The 17,688-nt window shown below is 33.4% G+C and carries 13 protein-coding genes; 6 read left to right on the top strand and 7 right to left on the bottom strand.

The annotated features are described in order from the left end of the window. Window positions 1-42: 42 nt before the first annotated feature. Window positions 43-675 (bottom strand): NAD(P)H-dependent oxidoreductase, encoded by a 633-nt coding sequence (locus tag SHI72_RS13710; protein WP_323490290.1) that lies wholly within the window; start codon window positions 673-675, stop codon window positions 43-45. Window positions 676-783: 108 nt separating this feature from the next. Here SHI72_RS13710 and SHI72_RS13715 point away from each other — a divergent pair, with 108 nt between their 5' ends. Further along, window positions 784-1,137 carry a helix-turn-helix domain-containing protein gene (locus SHI72_RS13715; protein ID WP_323490291.1) on the top strand — a complete coding sequence of 118 codons (354 nt, stop codon included), beginning with the start codon at window positions 784-786 and terminating at the stop codon, window positions 1,135-1,137. 268 nt (window positions 1,138-1,405) lie between these two features. Here SHI72_RS13715 and SHI72_RS13720 read toward each other — a convergent pair whose 3' ends face one another. Continuing rightward, window positions 1,406-1,840: an META domain-containing protein gene (locus SHI72_RS13720; protein WP_039114398.1), complete on the bottom strand. Its 435-nt coding sequence runs from the start codon at window positions 1,838-1,840 to the stop codon at window positions 1,406-1,408. Between the two features lie 145 nt (window positions 1,841-1,985). On the opposite strand from SHI72_RS13720, the gene SHI72_RS13725 reads away from it, so the two are divergent. Then, entirely contained in the window at window positions 1,986-2,324 is a 339-nt protein-coding gene (locus tag SHI72_RS13725) for a hypothetical protein (protein WP_323490292.1), read from the top strand. Window positions 2,325-2,419: 95 nt separating this feature from the next. Next, window positions 2,420-4,576 (top strand): TonB-dependent siderophore receptor, encoded by a 2,157-nt coding sequence (locus SHI72_RS13730; protein ID WP_323490293.1) that lies wholly within the window; start codon window positions 2,420-2,422, stop codon window positions 4,574-4,576. A gap of 193 nt (window positions 4,577-4,769) precedes the next feature. Here SHI72_RS13730 and SHI72_RS13735 read toward each other — a convergent pair whose 3' ends face one another. Next, complete coding sequence (locus tag SHI72_RS13735) at window positions 4,770-6,062, bottom strand: S28 family serine protease (RefSeq protein ID WP_323490294.1); 1,293 nt, start codon at window positions 6,060-6,062, stop codon at window positions 4,770-4,772. Window positions 6,063-6,216: 154 nt separating this feature from the next. Here SHI72_RS13735 and SHI72_RS13740 point away from each other — a divergent pair, with 154 nt between their 5' ends. The 3 genes from SHI72_RS13740 to SHI72_RS13750 all read left to right on the top strand — a co-directional run bounded on the left by SHI72_RS13740 (window position 6,217) and on the right by SHI72_RS13750 (window position 9,997). Continuing rightward, the gene (locus SHI72_RS13740; RefSeq protein WP_323490295.1) at window positions 6,217-7,191 is read left to right on the top strand and encodes an ornithine cyclodeaminase family protein; all 975 of its coding nucleotides are present in this window, start codon (window positions 6,217-6,219) and stop codon (window positions 7,189-7,191) included. After that, window positions 7,184-8,251 (top strand): proline racemase family protein, encoded by a 1,068-nt coding sequence (locus SHI72_RS13745; protein WP_323490296.1) that lies wholly within the window; start codon window positions 7,184-7,186, stop codon window positions 8,249-8,251. Before SHI72_RS13740 ends, SHI72_RS13745 begins: the two co-directional genes overlap by 8 nt. A gap of 534 nt (window positions 8,252-8,785) precedes the next feature. Beyond that, the gene (locus tag SHI72_RS13750; protein ID WP_323490297.1) at window positions 8,786-9,997 is read left to right on the top strand and encodes a Xaa-Pro peptidase family protein; all 1,212 of its coding nucleotides are present in this window, start codon (window positions 8,786-8,788) and stop codon (window positions 9,995-9,997) included. Between the two features lie 148 nt (window positions 9,998-10,145). Here the strand turns inward: SHI72_RS13750 and SHI72_RS13755 are convergent, their stop codons facing one another. The 4 genes from SHI72_RS13755 to SHI72_RS13770 all read right to left on the bottom strand — a co-directional run bounded on the left by SHI72_RS13755 (window position 10,146) and on the right by SHI72_RS13770 (window position 17,686). After that, window positions 10,146-10,883: a hypothetical protein gene (locus SHI72_RS13755; RefSeq protein ID WP_323490298.1), complete on the bottom strand. Its 738-nt coding sequence runs from the start codon at window positions 10,881-10,883 to the stop codon at window positions 10,146-10,148. A gap of 424 nt (window positions 10,884-11,307) precedes the next feature. Continuing rightward, window positions 11,308-11,685 (bottom strand): hypothetical protein, encoded by a 378-nt coding sequence (locus SHI72_RS13760; protein ID WP_086896385.1) that lies wholly within the window; start codon window positions 11,683-11,685, stop codon window positions 11,308-11,310. Between the two features lie 107 nt (window positions 11,686-11,792). Continuing rightward, on the bottom strand, window positions 11,793-15,731 hold the full coding sequence (locus SHI72_RS13765; RefSeq protein WP_323490299.1) for a M43 family zinc metalloprotease: 3,939 nt from the start codon (window positions 15,729-15,731) through the stop codon (window positions 11,793-11,795). 497 nt (window positions 15,732-16,228) lie between these two features. Then, the gene (locus SHI72_RS13770; RefSeq protein WP_323490300.1) at window positions 16,229-17,686 is read right to left on the bottom strand and encodes a SusD/RagB family nutrient-binding outer membrane lipoprotein; all 1,458 of its coding nucleotides are present in this window, start codon (window positions 17,684-17,686) and stop codon (window positions 16,229-16,231) included. Window positions 17,687-17,688 lie beyond the last annotated feature (2 nt).

Genomic DNA, 17,688 nt, shown 5'->3' on the forward strand with positions numbered 1-17,688 from the left:
CTTTGAACCTTTGAATCTCTGAACCTTTGTACCTAAAAAAGCTTACTTAATTTCAGTAACAAACTCTTCCATTGGAGTTCTTACTTTTTTCATGTTAACTAGCCAGTCATTAGCTTCATCTCTGTAACCAAGAGGCAACAATAACGCACTTTTTAAACCTTGCTCTTCTAAACCTAAAAGTTTATCCATTTCTGCAGGAATAAAACCTTCCATTGGTGTAGCATCTACTTTTTGCTCAGCAGCAGCTACAATTGCAACTCCCATAGAGATATAAGCCTGACGAGCCGCGTGATTTGCGTGCCATTCTGTAGAAAGAGGTTCGTAAAGTCCCCAAAGTGTTTTCTTGTAATCATCCATTGTATCAGCTGGCAAACCTCTCTCGGCAAGAGTTTTGTTAAATACAGCAGTAATTCTATCAAGCGAATAACCATCCCAAGCTGCGAAAACTAATAAATGCGAACAATCTGTAATCTGACTTTGGTTCCAACTAATAGCTTTTATTTTTTCTAATAAATCTGGATTGCTAATTACAAAAATTTTATATGGTTGTAATCCCGAAGAAGATGGAGCAAGTCTGGCAGCTTCCAGTATATAATCCAATTTTTCTTGCGGTACTTTATTACCGTTCATTTTTTTAGTAGCATATCGCCACTTTAATGTGTCTAGTAAATTCATCTTTAATTATTTTTAATTAGGAAGTACAAATCTAGATAAAAGCTTGTTACTTTTTGTAACTTTGTAACGAAAAGTAATAGTGACAAATGAGTAACCAAGTAACATGGTATGGAAACAGAAAATGATATTAGATTAAAACAGTGCTATAGCACAGTAATGGCCATTCAGGATGTGGTGGATATATTAAACGGTAAGTGGAAAATATCGATTATTGCCTGCTTATGCTATAAAAAAATGCGTTATTCGGACTTATTAAAAGAGATTAAAGGAATTTCTGGTAAGATGCTTAGTAGAGATTTAAAAGAGTTAGAAGTAAATCTTCTTATAACCAGAACCGTTTTAAGCACTCAACCTATAATGGTAGAATATGAAATTACAGAATATGGTGCAACGCTTAAAGATGTTACCAAAGTAATCGCAGATTGGGGGATTAAACATCGCCAGAGAATAATCGAAAAATAGTATTCAGTTTCAGTTTTCAGTTTCAGTCCCGAAATTTCAGGATAGTATATACTCTAAATATAATGTAGTAGGGGGGTTAACCGCAAAGTTCGCAAAGGGTTACGCTATGTTCGCAAAGTTCGGAATCTATTTAATCCTTTTATTCCGAAGCTTCGGGAGTGGCAAAAGATTTGACCGCAAAATTTTTTCCCTTTGAACCTTTGAATCTCAGAACCTTAAAAATAAAAAATCCCTCTATATTGAGGGATTTTGTTTTTATATGCTAAGATTATTTAGTTACTTTTTTAAATCTCATCATTGGGACGTCATTTAGTAATAAATTAAGTTTACCATCTTTATCAATAGAGTAGGCATTGATTTTTTTAATCATTTGCAAGAAAGTTTGTTCTCCACCACCTTCACAAAACATCATAGTTGTTGGACCTTGTTCCCCAAATGTTAGTGTTTTTCCTTTTAATGTAAATGGAGCACTAAATCCATTACATCCTGCATTTCCAGATGCTTGTTTTGTAGTTTCATCAAATTTAAGAAAAGGTTTTTTATCAGGATATAAACCATCAAAAGCGATACGAGGACCAGAAATATATTCTAGTTCCCAAGAGGTATTGTAAAGATCTGCAGTTTTTGTAGTGTCTTTCATCGTTGTACATGAGTTAAAAGAGAGTGTTAAAACAGTAACGAAAAGTAGTACATAGTTTTTCATAAAATAAGATTTTAGAACATAAATTTAAAGGTTTTTAATCGAGTTTTATTAAAAAAGCATGATTATTTTTGGATAGATACGTTACTTTTGCTGAAAATAAATAAGTCTGAAGCAGTTTTTGATCATATTACTTTCATCTATACTAATGTTTCCATCTTTTGGGAATGTATTGGTTTATGCGATGTTTAAAATTAACCAAGATAAAATTGCTAAAACTATTTGTGTACAAAGAAAAGTAGAATTCAATTCTTGTAATGGAAAGTGTGAGCTTAAAAAAAACTTATTAAAGCTTGATGCTAATGAAAAAGAGATGCAAAACCATCTAAAAGAAAAGCAAGAACTTGTTTACATTCAAAATTTTAGTAGCGATGATATCTTTGATAAAAAATATAAAGAGAATCATTTAACTTCTTTTTTTCATTTTGCAAAGAAACCTATCTCGGTTTCTATAGTAACATTTCGACCTCCAGCTTATTTTATATAAAATCTAATTTCAATTTTCAATCGGTATTGAAATGAATTTTCATGGCTTTTTGCCAATGGAATACTTGTTATTATTTAAAATTTATATAAAACTAAATGAAAAATATACTTTTTGCCCTTTTAATATTGGGGCAAGTTGCTTTTGCACAGCATAAAACTACAAAAGACAACGCCAAAACTGAAGAACTAGATAATATTACTATTTACGGAAAAAAAGAAAAGCGGTACAACGATACAATCTCATCTATTGCAACACGTACTGCGACAAAGCTTATAGATATACCACAATCTATACAGGTAATCTCCAAAGGTATTTGGCAAGATCAAGGAAGTTTAAATCTTAATGAGGTTGCCAAAAATATGGTAGGAGTTGCTAATACAACGCCTTATAGCTCATTTTCTATGAGAGGTTTTAATAATTATGGAGATGCTTATTTATTGACCAATGGGATGCGAGGTACTCTATATCATTATAGCCAGAAAGTATTATTATATAATCTCGATCAAGTCGAAATAATGCGAGGACCAGCCTCTGTAATGTATTCTGTAGGAAATCCGGGAGGAGTTATTAGTTTAACGACCAAACAACCTCTGGATAAAGCAAGATACGAGGTTAATTTTACTACCGGAAGTTGGAATTTATTTACAGGATTTGCCGATGCTACGGGACCATTAACTAAAGATAAAAAACTAAAATACAGATTGGTTGTAGGAGGAGAGAATAGCGATAGTTATAGAAATTTTCAATACATGAAAAACTTGCTTATTACGCCAACTTTGCAATATGATTTCTCGGATAAAACATCTTTAAATCTTGATTATACGTACCTAACTATGAATTCGCGTTTTCAATATGACAGAGGGACATATATTAAGAAAAAAGATGATGGAAGCTATGATTTTGATAATGTTGATCCAAATTTTACTACGCAAGGAAATCCTTCGTTTGGGAAAGATAAAAACTCTTCGGCTTCGCTAACTTTTAAACATAAATTTAGTGATAAGCTTAGTTTTACTTTAATGAGTCGATATGTAAAAAGAAATTTGGATATGCTTGATGTTTATGGATTTGGACCATTAAATGCTACACAAGATAGTATTCCGAGAGAAGGAACTACATGGAAATATAATACGCAATGGATTGCTAATACGGCATTTTTGAAATATAACTTTAAGACTTCTAAATTTATATCGCATGAACTGATAGTTGGTGCAGATATTATTCAGGATCGTGTTTTAAAAAATCTATATATAAGCAAAGTATATCCGTCGTTGAGCATTGGTAATCCAGATTATTCGCAAGATGCAATTGTTATCAATGATCCAAATGTACCGCTAGGAGATGAGGGAATGGATAATAATACTAAGGTTACGAATAACTATGCAGGGTTTATTCATGATCAAATTTCGATAGGAGAAAAATGGAAATTAAACTTGGCAATGCGCTATAATGAGTATCGCTATAAACAAAAGCCTGTAGATGAACTTGATGCTACGGGAGTAGAAATTACTTCGGATGCTAATGCATGGATTCCACGAGTAGGAGTGGTTTATGAACTTAAAAAGAATATATCTCTTTATGCATCTTATACAGAATCATTTGAACCACAAACCAATAATAATGTTGGTGCTGGTGGGCCATTTCCGCCCAAAAAAGGAAAACAATATGAGATAGGTTATAAAGGTGACTTTTTTTCGAATAGACTAAGTACTACGCTGGCTTTATATGATATAGATTATGTAAACTTACTTGTGGCTGATCCTAGTGATCCAAACAAGAAAAGAAGAATGGCAATTCCGGGTTTAAACAGTAAAGGAATTGAAGTTTCGGTACAAGGTATTATTTCTCAAAACTGGTCAGTGATGGGAAGTTATTCTTATAATGAGGTTAAATATCTAGGAAAAACATCGATAGGAAATGTAGGCGACAGACCTTTGAATGCTCCTAAATATGTTGGTAATGTTTGGTTGGAATACAATTTTACCGAAACACTATTAAAGAATTTAAAATTAGGTGCAGGAATTAGATTCCAAGGAAATACTTTAGGAGGTAGTTATCGTGCTGATTCTATTTTATTACCTGCTTTTTCTTATATCGATATGTCGGCAAATTACAGGTACAAAAATTATATTGTTGGTGTAACTGCCAATAATATTACCGATAAATTATATTTTCCAGGCGCATACGGAACAACATCTTTGTTTACTGGAACACCTCAAAATATTCGTCTTAATCTTGGTTTTGTATTTTAGATATTAAGGATTTACAGAAGAAAATGTAGTGCATAAATGAATCTAGATTACATTAAGAATAAAATTTAACCGCAAAGAGCGCAAGGAAAAATCGCAGAGTTCGCAAAGCTTAATCATTATGCTTTGCGAACTTTGCGTAAATCTTGGTGTTCTTTGCGGTAAAATCATTTTGCTTTTCTCTTTTTTTATAGATCTATTTAGCTAACCACTTTTCTAAAGTCTTCATTATTTTTTCCTGATCTTGTTCTGGGAAATTTTTAATTCTTGTTGCATGACTTCCACCCGGATTAACCATTTTTAACGCATCAAGGCTAGGGTTTGGAGTAGGCGAGCAAGCTCCCCATGTATCATAACCTCCATAGATATAAAGTATTTTTGAACCTTTATTTTCTACGTATTCTCTAACTTTCTTAATGTATTTTGGGTTGTAGGTTATTTGGACATCTTTAGGCGCAAATCGAGAATTCGAAGTGCTTTTTACAGCAGTTAGTAAATCTTTTACCGGAGTAAAATCAAAACCATAATAACCCAATTCGCTCATGTGTTGGTAATAAGATGGTAATAACTCATCGAAGGTTTTATCGCAGTAAAAACTAATTCCAACGATTTTATTCATGTAATCAAATAATTCTTTTGAAGATGCATTTTTACTCGGAATGTCTTCGCATTTTCCTCCCCATTGCCAGAAAGAAAAAGGAAATTCGAGAGCAGCATATTCTAATGCTTCATCCATAGAAACTTCTGTAAAAGTCATTTCCTTTTCTGCTGCATATAGTTTTATTTCGTTAAGAAGTGCAGTTCTGTTTTGAAGTAATGCACGCTGAAATTCAATTATTTTCTCGCGACATTCTGCAGTACCTACAGTTGCAAGATGTTGTTGTATTCTTGGGTCTTCTTGTGTATTAATTAATGGTGCTACATAAGGAACTGCAACATCAACATCTTTTGGGTATTTAGACTTATAAATTAAGGTAGTTTCTCCACCTTTACTAATTCCTGTCGAAATCCATTTTCCTGTGTACAATTGTTTTAGTTTAGTAACGATGTTATGATAATCGGCAATGGCTTGATCATTTGTCAGGTATTCCCAAGGAATTGGGTTTGGTCTGGATTTGCCATAAAAACGATATTCTACAATAACCTGATTGGCATTTAATAAAGAACTTAATTCGGTTTTTGTGTATCGAGCTGCATATCCTTCGGTTTCGATTACCATCGGACTATTAAAATCTATATGCGATAAATAGATATAATGTTTAAAGGTTCCCTTTTTAGGATTCTTATGATCTAATGGTTCATTAAGTACCAATTGATACGATTCTTTAAATCCTTCTAAATCTTTCATTTTGGTAATTTCAACACCAGGAAATAATTGGGATAATTTATTCTCTAAATCGGTTTTAACGGCAGTTTCTGTTTGAGCAAAACTCAAGTACGAAGTAAGGGAAACAACCAGAAGTAATAAAATGTGTTTTAACTTTTTCATTATTTTTAAATTGATTTTTTTATAAAAATATAGTCTTCAAAACTAATCAATTTATACTATATTAACCTTAAGTTGCCTTATGTTAACTAGTTCTTTGTAAAATTGGATTTGGAAAAAATAATCTGCTATTTTTAATGAAATTTCAACTTTAAATATGGAACCTATTCAACTTATTTCAGACAATTTTATTTCAGAAAATTGTGATTTTAAAAAATTAATCGAAGGACTTCGTGATGGATTTTCGACAGAAAAAATTGAAGTACCTCTTCGGCATCACCATGATTTTTCTAACCCTGAGGAAAACAAAGATTCTACATTATTATTAATGCCTGCATTTCAGCCTGGGAAAGATTTAGGAGTAAAAATCGTTACCGTAAGCCCTAATAATGGTAAGTATGATTTGCCTTCTATACAAGGAACATACATTTATCTAGATGGACATAAAGGGAATATCAAAGCAATTCTGGATGCTAAATCCTTAACAGGTAAAAGAACAGCAGCAACATCGGCATTGGCAAGTAGTTATCTTTCTCGCAAGGATGCTTCGTCTATGCTTATGATAGGAACTGGTGCTCTGGCAATTAATTTAATTCAGGCTCATGCCAGTGTTCGTCCCATAAAACAAGTATATGTGTGGGGAAGAACAATAGAAAAAGCACAAATGGTTTGTGACGCTTTAAAAGGTTTTCCGTTTACTTGTACAGCAGTTTCTACAATCGAAGAAGTGATATTGCAAGTTGATATAATTTCTTCGGCAACATTATCGCCTATTCCGCTTGTGTTTGGTAAATGGCTTAAAGCAGGGCAACATCTGGATCTGGTTGGAGCATATAAAAAGGATATGCGTGAAGCCGATGATGAAGCAATCTTAAAATCGAGTGTGTTTCTTGATACTTATCAGGGTGGATTAAAGGAAAGTGGCGATATTTTAATTCCGTTAACCAATGGAATTATTACAAGAGAATCTATTAAAGCAGATTTATTTGAATTATGTAGCAATAAAAAACAAGGTAGAACATCTGATACTGAAATTACTTTCTTTAAGTCGGTTGGTCATGCTTTAGAAGACCTTGTTGCTGCAGCTTATTTTTATAAAGAGTTTAATTTAAAATCAGAGATAAATGTCTAAAACATATAGTAATATTTGTAGTAATACAGAATATAAAATTGCATCGAATGCGTTACAAATAAAAACGATTGATATGCATACTGGCGGCGAACCATTGCGTGTTATCGTTTCGGGTTTTCCTGAGCTTAAAGGAAATAGTGTATTGGAATATCGTAGAGATATTAAAGAGAATTACGATTATTTAAGAACTTCATTAATGTTTGAACCTCGTGGTCATGCTGATATGTACGGTTGTATTTTGCTTCCGCCAAATGATGATGATGCCGATTTTGGTATTTTATTTATGCATAATGAGGGATATAGTAGTATGTGTGGTCATGCTATTATTGCGATAAGTACGCTTGCCGCAAAAATGAACTGGATTACTGTAATAGAAGGCGAAAATGAATTAAAAATAGACGCTCCTTGCGGTAGAATACGCTCTTATGTTACGATTAAAAACGGAGAAGTTACTGGAGTACGTTTTCATTGTGTGCCTAGTTTTGTTGTGGGATTGGATCGTATTGTTGATGTTCCCGGGATAGGAAATGTTGTTTATGATTTGGCTTATGGCGGTGCATTTTATGCTTATGTAGATTTGAGAAAAAATACGCATTTAAATTTCGGTTTAACCGAAGAAGATTATCGTACCATTATTCAGAGCGGAATGGACATAAAACATGCGGTAATGAATCAGGATAAAGAAGTTTTGCATCCTTTTGAAGATGATTTGAGTTTTCTTTACGGAACAATTTTTATAGATGAACCACAGGATATTGCTAATCATAGCAGGAATGTTTGTGTTTTTGCCGATGGCGAAGTAGATCGTTCTCCAACAGGTTCGGGTGTTTCGGGCAGAATTGCTATTGAAAATGCTAGAAATGCCATAAAACCGAATGAATCTATTACGATAGAAAGTATAACAGGAAGTACTTTTAAAGGTTCGCTTGTTGAGGAAAAAGATTTTGGTCCGTTTCAGGCGGTGATTCCGCAAGTACAAGGAACTGCTTTTGTAACTGGTATTAATACTTTTGTTATAGATCCAAAAGATCCTATGAAAAATGGGTTTATACTTAGGTAGGTTCAGAGGGGCAAAGGTTCAAAGAGACAGAGGTTCTGAGGCGCTAAGACACTAAGGTTCTGAGAATGTGTGCGAATAAGCGCAATCTTGTCGCCCTGACGCAGGAAGGGTCTCCGCGAGTAGCTCGATAAAGATTGCGGTTAATTTTCGCCACAGATTAAATAGATTAAAAGGATTTTAAAAACTTTGCGGTTATTTTTTTCTGCTACGAATTGCCACAATCTTGTCATCCTGACGCAGGAAGGGTCTCCGCGAGTAGCTCCGCAAAGATTGTGGAGTTTTTTGTGGAGATTCTTCGTTCCTCAGAAAGGCAATATTGAGGATAAACTTTGCGAGCTTTGTGGTTAATTTTTTTACCACAGATTAAAGAGATTAAAAGGATTTAAGACTTTGCGGTTAAATTTCCCTCATGATTAGAAAGATTTTAAAAACTTTACGAACTTTGTGTCAACCTTGTGGTTAATTTTTACGCTACATATAAATAATATACCTTAACGGTTTTAGATAAATAAAATAACTTAAAAAATATAATAAATGGCAATTGGAATAGGAGGCTCGAACGCAGCTATTGAGTTAGAAAAAATTGAAAATATGACTTTGGATGTAAAACCAATTCAGTCAGAGGAATATTTAGGCAGGATTAAAAAAGCAGTTGCTATTATGAAAGAGGTAAAGGTAAAGGCGACTTATGTTAACGCCGGAACGAACCTTTATTATTTTACTGGTACAAAATGGAATCCATCTGAAAGAATGGTTGGTGCTTTACTATACGATGATGGAACACTAGATTATATTGTTCCTAAGTTTGAAGAAGGTACTTTTAAAAAGTATATGGAAATAAACGGAAAAATCAACTGTTGGGAAGAGCATGAATCTCCGTATGCTTTAATGGGCGAATTATTAAAGAATAAAAATATAGTTGGCGAAACTATTGCTTTAGATGAGTCGGCTCCATATTTCTTGGTTGATGGTGTAACTAAAACGAATCAATCTTATACGATTATAAATGCTTTGCCAATTACTTCGGGTTGCAGAATGCAAAAATCGGCAAATGAAATTGCTATTATCCAAAGAGCCAAAGATATTACAATGGTTGTACAACGTGCTGCTGCCAAGATATTACGCCCAGGAATTAGCGCTAATGAGGTTACTAGTTTTATTAATGCAGCGCATATAAAAGCGGGTATACCTTCGGGATCGTATTTTTGTATTGTATTGTTTGCCGATGATACACAATATCCTCACGGTGTATCTGTTCCTCAGGATTTAAAAGATAATGGAGCAGTTATTATCGATACAGGTTGTAAATTAGAAGGATACATTTCGGATATTACAAGATCGTATGCTTATGGAACAGCATCTGAAGAATATAAAACTATTTGGAATCTGGAAAAGGCAACTCAACATGCTGCTTTTGTAGCTGCCAAAATAGGTGCTACTTGCGGTTCTGTAGATGATGCTGCCAGAAAAACTTTAGCGGAAGCGGGATTAAGTTCTGATTATAATTTGCCTGGATTACCTCATCGAGTAGGGCATGGGACTGGTTTAGATATTCACGAATATCCTTATTTGGTAAGAGGAAGCGAAATAGAACTTGAAGAAGGAATGGTTGTAAGTAATGAGCCAATGATTTGTATTCCTGGGAAATTTGGTATTCGTCATGAAGATCATTTTTATATGACTGCAAATGGTCCTAAGTGGTTTACTGAGCCAATGAATAGTGTAGATAATCCTTTTGGATATTAAACTTGTTTAAAGTTTAAAGTTTAGCAGATGATGCAGATTTAAAAGTTAAATATGTTATCCTGTAAGGTCTTTTCTTGACCTTTTAGGGATTGTTTCCTAACAGGTTTTTGTAACCTGTTAGGATTATAAACTCAAAAAGAAGTAAAAACTACTTCTTTTTGAGTTTATAATATCCAACGTTGTATTCGAAATTGTCTACAAAAGCATTTATGATATAAAAATAATCATTCTCTGCGTCTTCATTTTGAACTAAATTTATTAGAAAAGTGCCATCTAATTTTTGGGTATAGAGAATTTTATAGTTTTTAATTTTAGTTTTATTCTTTATATATGCATTTACTCGTAGGAAATTGTCTTTTTGGTTTGTTTTAAAATTAAGCAAATCGAAGCTTCTGTTTTTTACTTCTTCTCTATAATTATCAACCATTAAAGAGTATTTTTCATTTAGATTATCCTGAAATATATTTCCATCGCTCTTAATCAGTTTAATTATTTTATCTGTCTTCTGCGATATATAATATCTTAGTTTAAGATTTAGTGCAATCTTTTTTTGCTCACAATCTCCTGTTTGCGAAAATTCATTTATATCTATCTCGATATGTTTGTTGTCTATGAGTTTGTATGCACCTACTGACGATGGAAAACAATCATTTCCGCACGTAGCAGAATAACTACATTTAAATGTGTTGTTCTTATCAAAGAATATTCTATTTCCATACATTGAATAAGGTTTATCATCTTTATCCATTTTTTGTAAAACATATTCTTGAGTGTAATTTGTGTCTTGTCCAATAATTTCGCTAATACGCCAATATTCGCCAATAATATTTTGTGAATGCATATTATATGAAAGCAGCGTGATTAATAAGGTCAATATGTATTTCATATTAGAATATTTTTAGTTTGTTTACGAAATTATCTATAAAAAAGAGTTGTTGTTTGTTTTTTATTTAATTAAACCACTATGGACTAAAAGTTCATAGATTTGAAAGTCTGCTAGGCTACAATACTTATTTATTAACCGCAAATTACACAAATTAGCGCTAATTAATTTGTGAAAATTTGTGCAATTTGTGGCTAAAATATTTTTTAGAAGCTAAAGCGAAATGCACTAAAGTGGATAGTTTTAAACTATATCTGAGACCAATAAATTATTTGGGTGTTTTTTTTATTCTTTTAGCCCTGATAGGAACGGCATCCTTTTGTGGCGGGGTTCGCCATAAAAGATAGAGTGTATAGCAGGAAATAGCTCCTTTTTTAGCTTTTATTGTTAATGATTAAATAAGTAAAGGAACAAAGGTTTTAAATTTTTAATACGGCAATTCGTCTGCCGGAATACCTATAAAATCAGGTTCGGGTGTGGTTTTAAACTGTACTACTTTAATATCGGTATGACCTTGTTGAAGTGCTTTCATTACGCGATGCATTCCATCCATCAGGCGTCCATTGGCACATAAAATAATTGGGTAGTCTAAACTAGCTTCTTCCATGAGTTTTATATGCTCCAGAATAGCTGTACAAGTAGGTAATTGGCTTGGATCTTGAAACCAGTATGTTTCATTTACTTCACTAATTTCGCTTAATAAAACACGTTTAACAGGGAAGTTTTTAGATAGTTCTATTAATCGATGTACATCCCAAGCTCTTAAACCATCTTTGCTTGGGCGTAAGTTATATTGTTTTCTCATTTCATTTCTCAAATTAATCAGACAAAGTTATAAAAAGAAAAACCGCCAAAAGATATTCTTTTCGGCGGTTTAGGTTTATGAGTATTATTATAAAAATTAGGAATCGTTTATTTTATTACCAGTTTTTTACTTTGCTTAAGTGTACCATCTGTAATTACTACATAATATATACCTGTTGGTAAGTGGTTCACATGATAAGTAGTTGTATTACGAACTGTATCTATAAGCGCTCCATTATTGTTGTAAATTGTAATTACCAGATTAGTTGATTCTATATTCTTAAGTGAGAAGTTTACAACATCTGAAGCTGGATTAGGAGAAATTGTAAATGATTTATCGTTTTCAAATTCATTAATTCCAAGCGTAGGAGGTAGGGTAACGTCCATAGGAGCGCTCCAATCACTTGCTCCATTTGCGTATACAGCTCTTATTCTTATTTTGTAATTTCTCTCTTCTCCTTGTTTCTCAATATATTGACTATAAGATGTAGATGTTGCAAAATCTGCCCATCCTGTTACTGCATTATATAATTGTATTTCATAACTAGTAGCACCATTAATTAATGCCCATGTAGCGTAAAATCCGTAAGGGTAAGTTCCATTAGATGGATCGTAAAATACAGGAATTGGTAGCGCTGGGTTTGCATCATCGATAGTTACTGTTGCAATATTTGAATAGGTAGAATAAGTAGTATTCTCGCTTGCTCTTACTTTATAAGAGTAAGTACTTCCTGCAGTTAATCCTGTATCTGTATATGAAGTTTCGTCGGCACTAAGAGTTGCAATTACGCTATATGCTCCGTTTCCTAAAGCTCTTTCTATAGAGAATCCAGTTTCGATGTCTGCATTATCATCCCATGTTAAATCAACTTCAAGAGTAGCTGCATTTGCTATTGCAGCAAGATTAGATGGCGCTACTAAAGCTCCAGGAAGCGTAAAGTCTCTAGGAGTACTCCAGTCACTTGTACCTGTTGCATTTACAGCTCTCATTCTTACTCTATAACTTGTTTGCGTTCCCTTTTTATTAATATATAAGAAATGAGCAGTTGATGTTCCTTGGTCAACCCATCCGTCAGTTTCATTATATACCTGAATGTCATAACTAATTGCACCATTGATTAATCCCCATGTTACATAAAAACCTGTAGCATAAATTCCTGTATCTCCTTCATTAATTATTGGTTTAGCTAATGTTGGGTTCGGATTAGAATCTTCGATTGTTACTGTTGCCACATTCGAGTAATCGGAATTTGTAGCATTCATATTTGCTTTTATTCTATAAGAATAAGCATTTCCTTTTGTTAATCCTGTATCTGTATAAGAAGTTACGTTTGGAGCAAAAGTTTTAATAACGCTATATGCACCAGTTCCTTCAGCTCTTTCTAATGTAAATCCTGTTTCATTATCTGAGTTATCTACCCATGTTAATGCAACCGAAAGTGCTGTTACATTTACTGTTCCTGCCAAATTACTAGGTGCATTGATAATTGGGGTTGTTATAGATTCGTTTGGTTTAGTATTGTAAGCAAAATTAGTAACGGTATATCCGTCTCCACTTGCAGTTACTTTTACTTTCATCCATCCGTAACATATTCTTCCTCTATTAGTGTATTCAAAACCTACATAACCAGTTTCGTTATCCCAAGTATTGTATGTTGCTGTACGTAAATCTAATTGATTAGGATATGCTCCCGGAGCTGTAAAATTACTTGATGCTCCTATAGTACCACCTGCAGGAACTTTAGTGATATTTCTTGTTCCTGATTCGCAAACTAATCTTTTACCATAAGTTTCGATTTTTAATGCATTTGCTGCAAATTGCCATGCCCCATATTCGGTATTATCACCGATAATTAAGCTAAACCATTGCCAGTTTGCTGCTGGTGAAGCTACATAGTCAGGATTGTCTACATAATAGATTCCAAAAGGAGCTTCAAATTCTACTTTTATTGTTTTAGATGCATTATCTAGTGTTGTAATTCCGCCAGTTATTGCTGCATCCTTAAATGTAACTACTACTGAAGAATTATTGTTAGGTAAGTGAGAAGTTGCTTTTCCTGTTAAAGCAAGTACAGCTTTAGAGTTATTTTCTAATGTTAAAGTTGCAGTTAATCCTGCAGGAACGCCTGTAATTGTATAATCGGTACCTACTGTTAATGCTCCTGAACTTTTGGTAAAAGTTCCATTATTAGTAGATAATGTAATTACTGCATTTGTAGGAACTGCACCATCATTATTATCAGATTCGTATAATGTGCTTGGTGATAATGTTACCCCAACTTTTGCAGTTACTCCTGTAGTTATAGGCGAACCTGGTTGTGTGTTATATGCATATTCAGATATTGTATATCCGTTTCCGTCTGCATCTACAGTAACTTTGAACCATCCGTAACAAGTTGCGCCCTCAAGCAGAAAGTCAAAACCTACATATCCTGTTTTACCATCCCAGTTTTTGTATGTTGTAGTGCGTAAATCTAATTGATCAGGATATGCTCCCGGAGCTTTAAAATTACTAGCAGCACTTATTTGTGTATTTGCAGGAAGTAATGAAATGTTTCTGGTTCCTGTTTCACATACTAGTTTTTTAGCATAGGTTTCAATTTTTAATGCATTGGCTGCATATCTCCAAGCTCCAAATGATGGATCATCTCCTTTTTCGATATCAAATGCTTTCCATGTAAGAGTCGCATTTGCAGTTGCATCTGGCATATCTACAAAGTAAATTCCGTAAGGATCTGTAAATTTAAGATCATAGTATAAAGCTGTACAAGTCATAGTCGAAGCTCCGCCTGAGAAAGCTGCTGGTAACAATGTAATTGTTCCTTTGGCACTATTAGATTTTAAATGGCTTGTTGCTTTTCCCGTTAAAGTAACTGTTAATTGAGAATTAGAATTAACTGTTATTACTGGTGTAATTCCTGCTGGAAAAGTATGGGTAAAATGTGTTCCAGAAGCTAGTGTTCCAGAAGCTAGAGCAAATGTCTCTGTTCCTGTAAGGGTAATTGTTGCAGCAGTATCAAACGAGCCATCATTAACAACTGCTTCTTTAAAGAAATTTGTGCTTGAAGCTAATAATCCTCCTGTTGTATTTACTCCCGTAGCAATTAAGTTACTTTCTTGCCAAAGTGTTTTTCTTGCAGGATGTTCTAAGGCAGCAAGCATTCTGTCTATTTGTCCTTGAGTATACATTTTGTAACAACCTTGAGCGCCATTGTAACCCATGTAGTTTTCATTATTTACTCTGTCGCCATTACAATTTGTTCCTTGTGTACATGACAACGTATGTTTACCATCTTCAAGAGGAGTGTCGTCTACTTCATCAGTACCTGTGCAACCACCTTCAAAAGTGTGTATTAAATTTAGGAAATGACCAAACTCATGTGTTAATGTAGCCGAAAATTCTTTGCTATAAGAGTTGTCAAATATATAAGCACCATTAAATACAACTCTCGCTGTATTACTAGCAGTCATACCTGTACTTGGGTACCAGGCAACTCCTGAGTTGTTAAGTGTTCCATCGGCATATAAATCGTTCTGAATATAAACATTCATATACTTTTTATTATCCCATGCATCTGCAGCGATTTGGTCATCGTATCCGCCACCATTACCATAACCATTTTTTGCAGGGTGAAATACAACTCCAGAAGAACAACCTCCATTTGGGTCGATTTTAGCAAGTTTAAATTCAATTTTTAATGTTCCTCTTCTTGCCTGAAAAAATGGATCTACAGTTGCGTAATCTGCATTACGACCATTAAAATCATCATTTAGTTCTTTTAGGTGGTTTACGATTTTTTGGTAAGTAACGGTTTTCCCGCTTTGAACATCACCGTAAATATGAAACACTACTGGTATAACATAGGACGTTTCTACTTTTTTGGATGTTTTAGATTTTCTTTCAGCACTGAATTTTTTGCTGAATGCATCAAAGTCTAGTTTTTCTTTTAATGCATGGGGATTTTGTTTGTAGATCTTTTCGTTTTCTTCGCTAGTCCGACAAGGTAATCCTTGAGCACTTATCTTTAAAACGAAAATGAACGCCATAAATAAAAATAATTTTGTTTTCATAATCTTAGGAATTTGTTAGTATGAAACCAAAGATATTTTTATATTGAATTATGTAGTTGTACTATTTTATTCGTTTATGATATCAAATTATCTATAAATTAACCTAGAAATTACATTATGTATTTTTATTCTTATAAAATTATAGATATTTCTCATATTGCGATTATTTGTTTTGAATAATATTTAGCATTGAGTGTAATCTTATGTGATGGTATCTAACATATAGAAACATAGATTTTATGTCTAAAAAAGAATATAAAATGATAAATATTTCTTTGACATAGCTGTTTCCTCTGTGGATTTTAAATTAGTGAAGCGTCTTTTTTAGAGTTTGTAAAGTCTATGTTTCTATGTTTTGAAATGTTTGTATCCAAGCTTAATAATAAACCCATAAAATTTGACATAAAAAAAACAGGCACTGTTAGGTGCCTGTTTCAATTCATGGAATTACTTAATATGTTACTAACTCAAAATTAAAATTTATCCCAGAATAATTTTGTGGTCATTTTGTCGCCACCAATCGCAGTCGCTGCTGCATTATAGTTATCTCTGTTTAATGTTGAATCAAAAAGGGAGTATATGTTTCTTACAGGAACTTTTCCTTCAGCTTCACTAACAGCAGTTATTGGAGCGATAAGAATAGGGAAGTCTAATCTTCTGTATTCTGTCCATGCTTCAAAACCACGGTTGTAGTAAGCAATCCAAAGTTGGTAAGCAATTTTTTGTTTATCAGTTCCGAAAGCTGTTGCAAAAGCAACATCGGTTCTGGCTAAATAAGTATCAGCATCTGCAGTAGAAACTCCCCAGTATTTCATACTAGAACGAATTCCTTCTTCGTAATAATCAGCAGCAGTACCACCTACATTAAAACCTCTGCTAGCTGCATCGGCAAGTAAGAAACTTGTTTCTGTATGGTCGAAAATTACACCAGGATTTGTTTTTTCTTTTAATTTTAAACCTACATTAGAGAAGTTTTTATAAGAAACTTGTTGTGCATAAGGCGCTCCTTTGTATTCGCCTGCAATTTTTGAAGCTGGGTCAAAAAAGATATCCCTTCTAGGATCGGATTTTCCATTTAACTCATTTACAAAAAATTCAGTAGGCATAATTTGGCTTTCATTTACCAAACTATTATACAATGGATTTTCATCTATTGTAGTTGAATAGTATTGGAATAAAGCATTTTCAGCATTATTCATTATCACACCTGAGGTAAATGCACTTTCGACCATAGTCTTAGCTTTAGCTGGATCAACATCTGCAAGGTGCATTCCCATTTTTAATTTAACGCTATTGGCTAATTTTTTCCATTTACCAACATTTCCTTTATAAATAAGATCTGCGTTTCCAAAACTACCGTAAGCATCATCTAGATTAGCAATTGCGATATCTAGTCTGGCGGCTAAATCTAAATAAACAGTTTTAGCATCATCATATTTAGGATTCGGATAGCTCCCTATATTTAAAGCCTGCGTGTAAACGATGTCTCCAAAAAGATCTACCAATGTTTGGTAAGCCATTATAATTTGAATCTCTAAAACAGCTATTTTATTCTTTTTAACTGCAACTTCTATTGGTCCTAAAGCTACTTCATCGTTTGTTTTGTTTTTAGCCATTACAAAATCTTGTAAAACATCTCTATAAAGTACTATATTATGAGAGTTACCCAAATTTCTTTTGGTTTGATTGTAATTTACCTCATCAGTATAGGTAGATGTAGTCCAATGTTGAGCATAACCTCTAAAGTTGTTGTCATTTACAGATGCATTAGTCAGGAAATAAGAATAATTTACTTGAGAACTAGTCATTAAAGTGCTAGGTAATGCAGTAGTATATGCTTTAGTATTCTCGTTTAGGCTATCGATATCGTCACAAGAAATTGCCGAAAGCAATAGTGCACTTGCAAAGAATATTATATTTAATTTTTTCATTT

The sequence above is a fragment of the Flavobacterium sp. PL02 genome (genome assembly GCF_035013205.1).
Taxonomy (GTDB): domain Bacteria; phylum Bacteroidota; class Bacteroidia; order Flavobacteriales; family Flavobacteriaceae; genus Flavobacterium.

What these genes read in the sequence shown, in the direction of transcription:
- SHI72_RS13710 (WP_323490290.1), bottom strand. Translation starts at nt 675, where the DNA reads ATGAATTTACTAGACACATTAAAGTGGCGATATGCTACTAAAAAAATG.
- SHI72_RS13715 (WP_323490291.1), top strand. Translation starts at nt 784, where the DNA reads ATGGAAACAGAAAATGATATTAGATTAAAACAGTGCTATAGCACAGTA.
- SHI72_RS13720 (WP_039114398.1), bottom strand. Translation starts at nt 1,840, where the DNA reads ATGAAAAACTATGTACTACTTTTCGTTACTGTTTTAACACTCTCTTTT.
- SHI72_RS13725 (WP_323490292.1), top strand. Translation starts at nt 1,986, where the DNA reads ATGTTTCCATCTTTTGGGAATGTATTGGTTTATGCGATGTTTAAAATT.
- SHI72_RS13730 (WP_323490293.1), top strand. Translation starts at nt 2,420, where the DNA reads ATGAAAAATATACTTTTTGCCCTTTTAATATTGGGGCAAGTTGCTTTT.
- SHI72_RS13735 (WP_323490294.1), bottom strand. Translation starts at nt 6,062, where the DNA reads ATGAAAAAGTTAAAACACATTTTATTACTTCTGGTTGTTTCCCTTACT.
- SHI72_RS13740 (WP_323490295.1), top strand. Translation starts at nt 6,217, where the DNA reads ATGGAACCTATTCAACTTATTTCAGACAATTTTATTTCAGAAAATTGT.
- SHI72_RS13745 (WP_323490296.1), top strand. Translation starts at nt 7,184, where the DNA reads ATGTCTAAAACATATAGTAATATTTGTAGTAATACAGAATATAAAATT.
- SHI72_RS13750 (WP_323490297.1), top strand. Translation starts at nt 8,786, where the DNA reads ATGGCAATTGGAATAGGAGGCTCGAACGCAGCTATTGAGTTAGAAAAA.
- SHI72_RS13755 (WP_323490298.1), bottom strand. Translation starts at nt 10,883, where the DNA reads ATGAAATACATATTGACCTTATTAATCACGCTGCTTTCATATAATATG.
- SHI72_RS13760 (WP_086896385.1), bottom strand. Translation starts at nt 11,685, where the DNA reads ATGAGAAAACAATATAACTTACGCCCAAGCAAAGATGGTTTAAGAGCT.
- SHI72_RS13765 (WP_323490299.1), bottom strand. Translation starts at nt 15,731, where the DNA reads ATGGCGTTCATTTTCGTTTTAAAGATAAGTGCTCAAGGATTACCTTGT.
- SHI72_RS13770 (WP_323490300.1), bottom strand. Translation starts at nt 17,686, where the DNA reads ATGAAAAAATTAAATATAATATTCTTTGCAAGTGCACTATTGCTTTCG.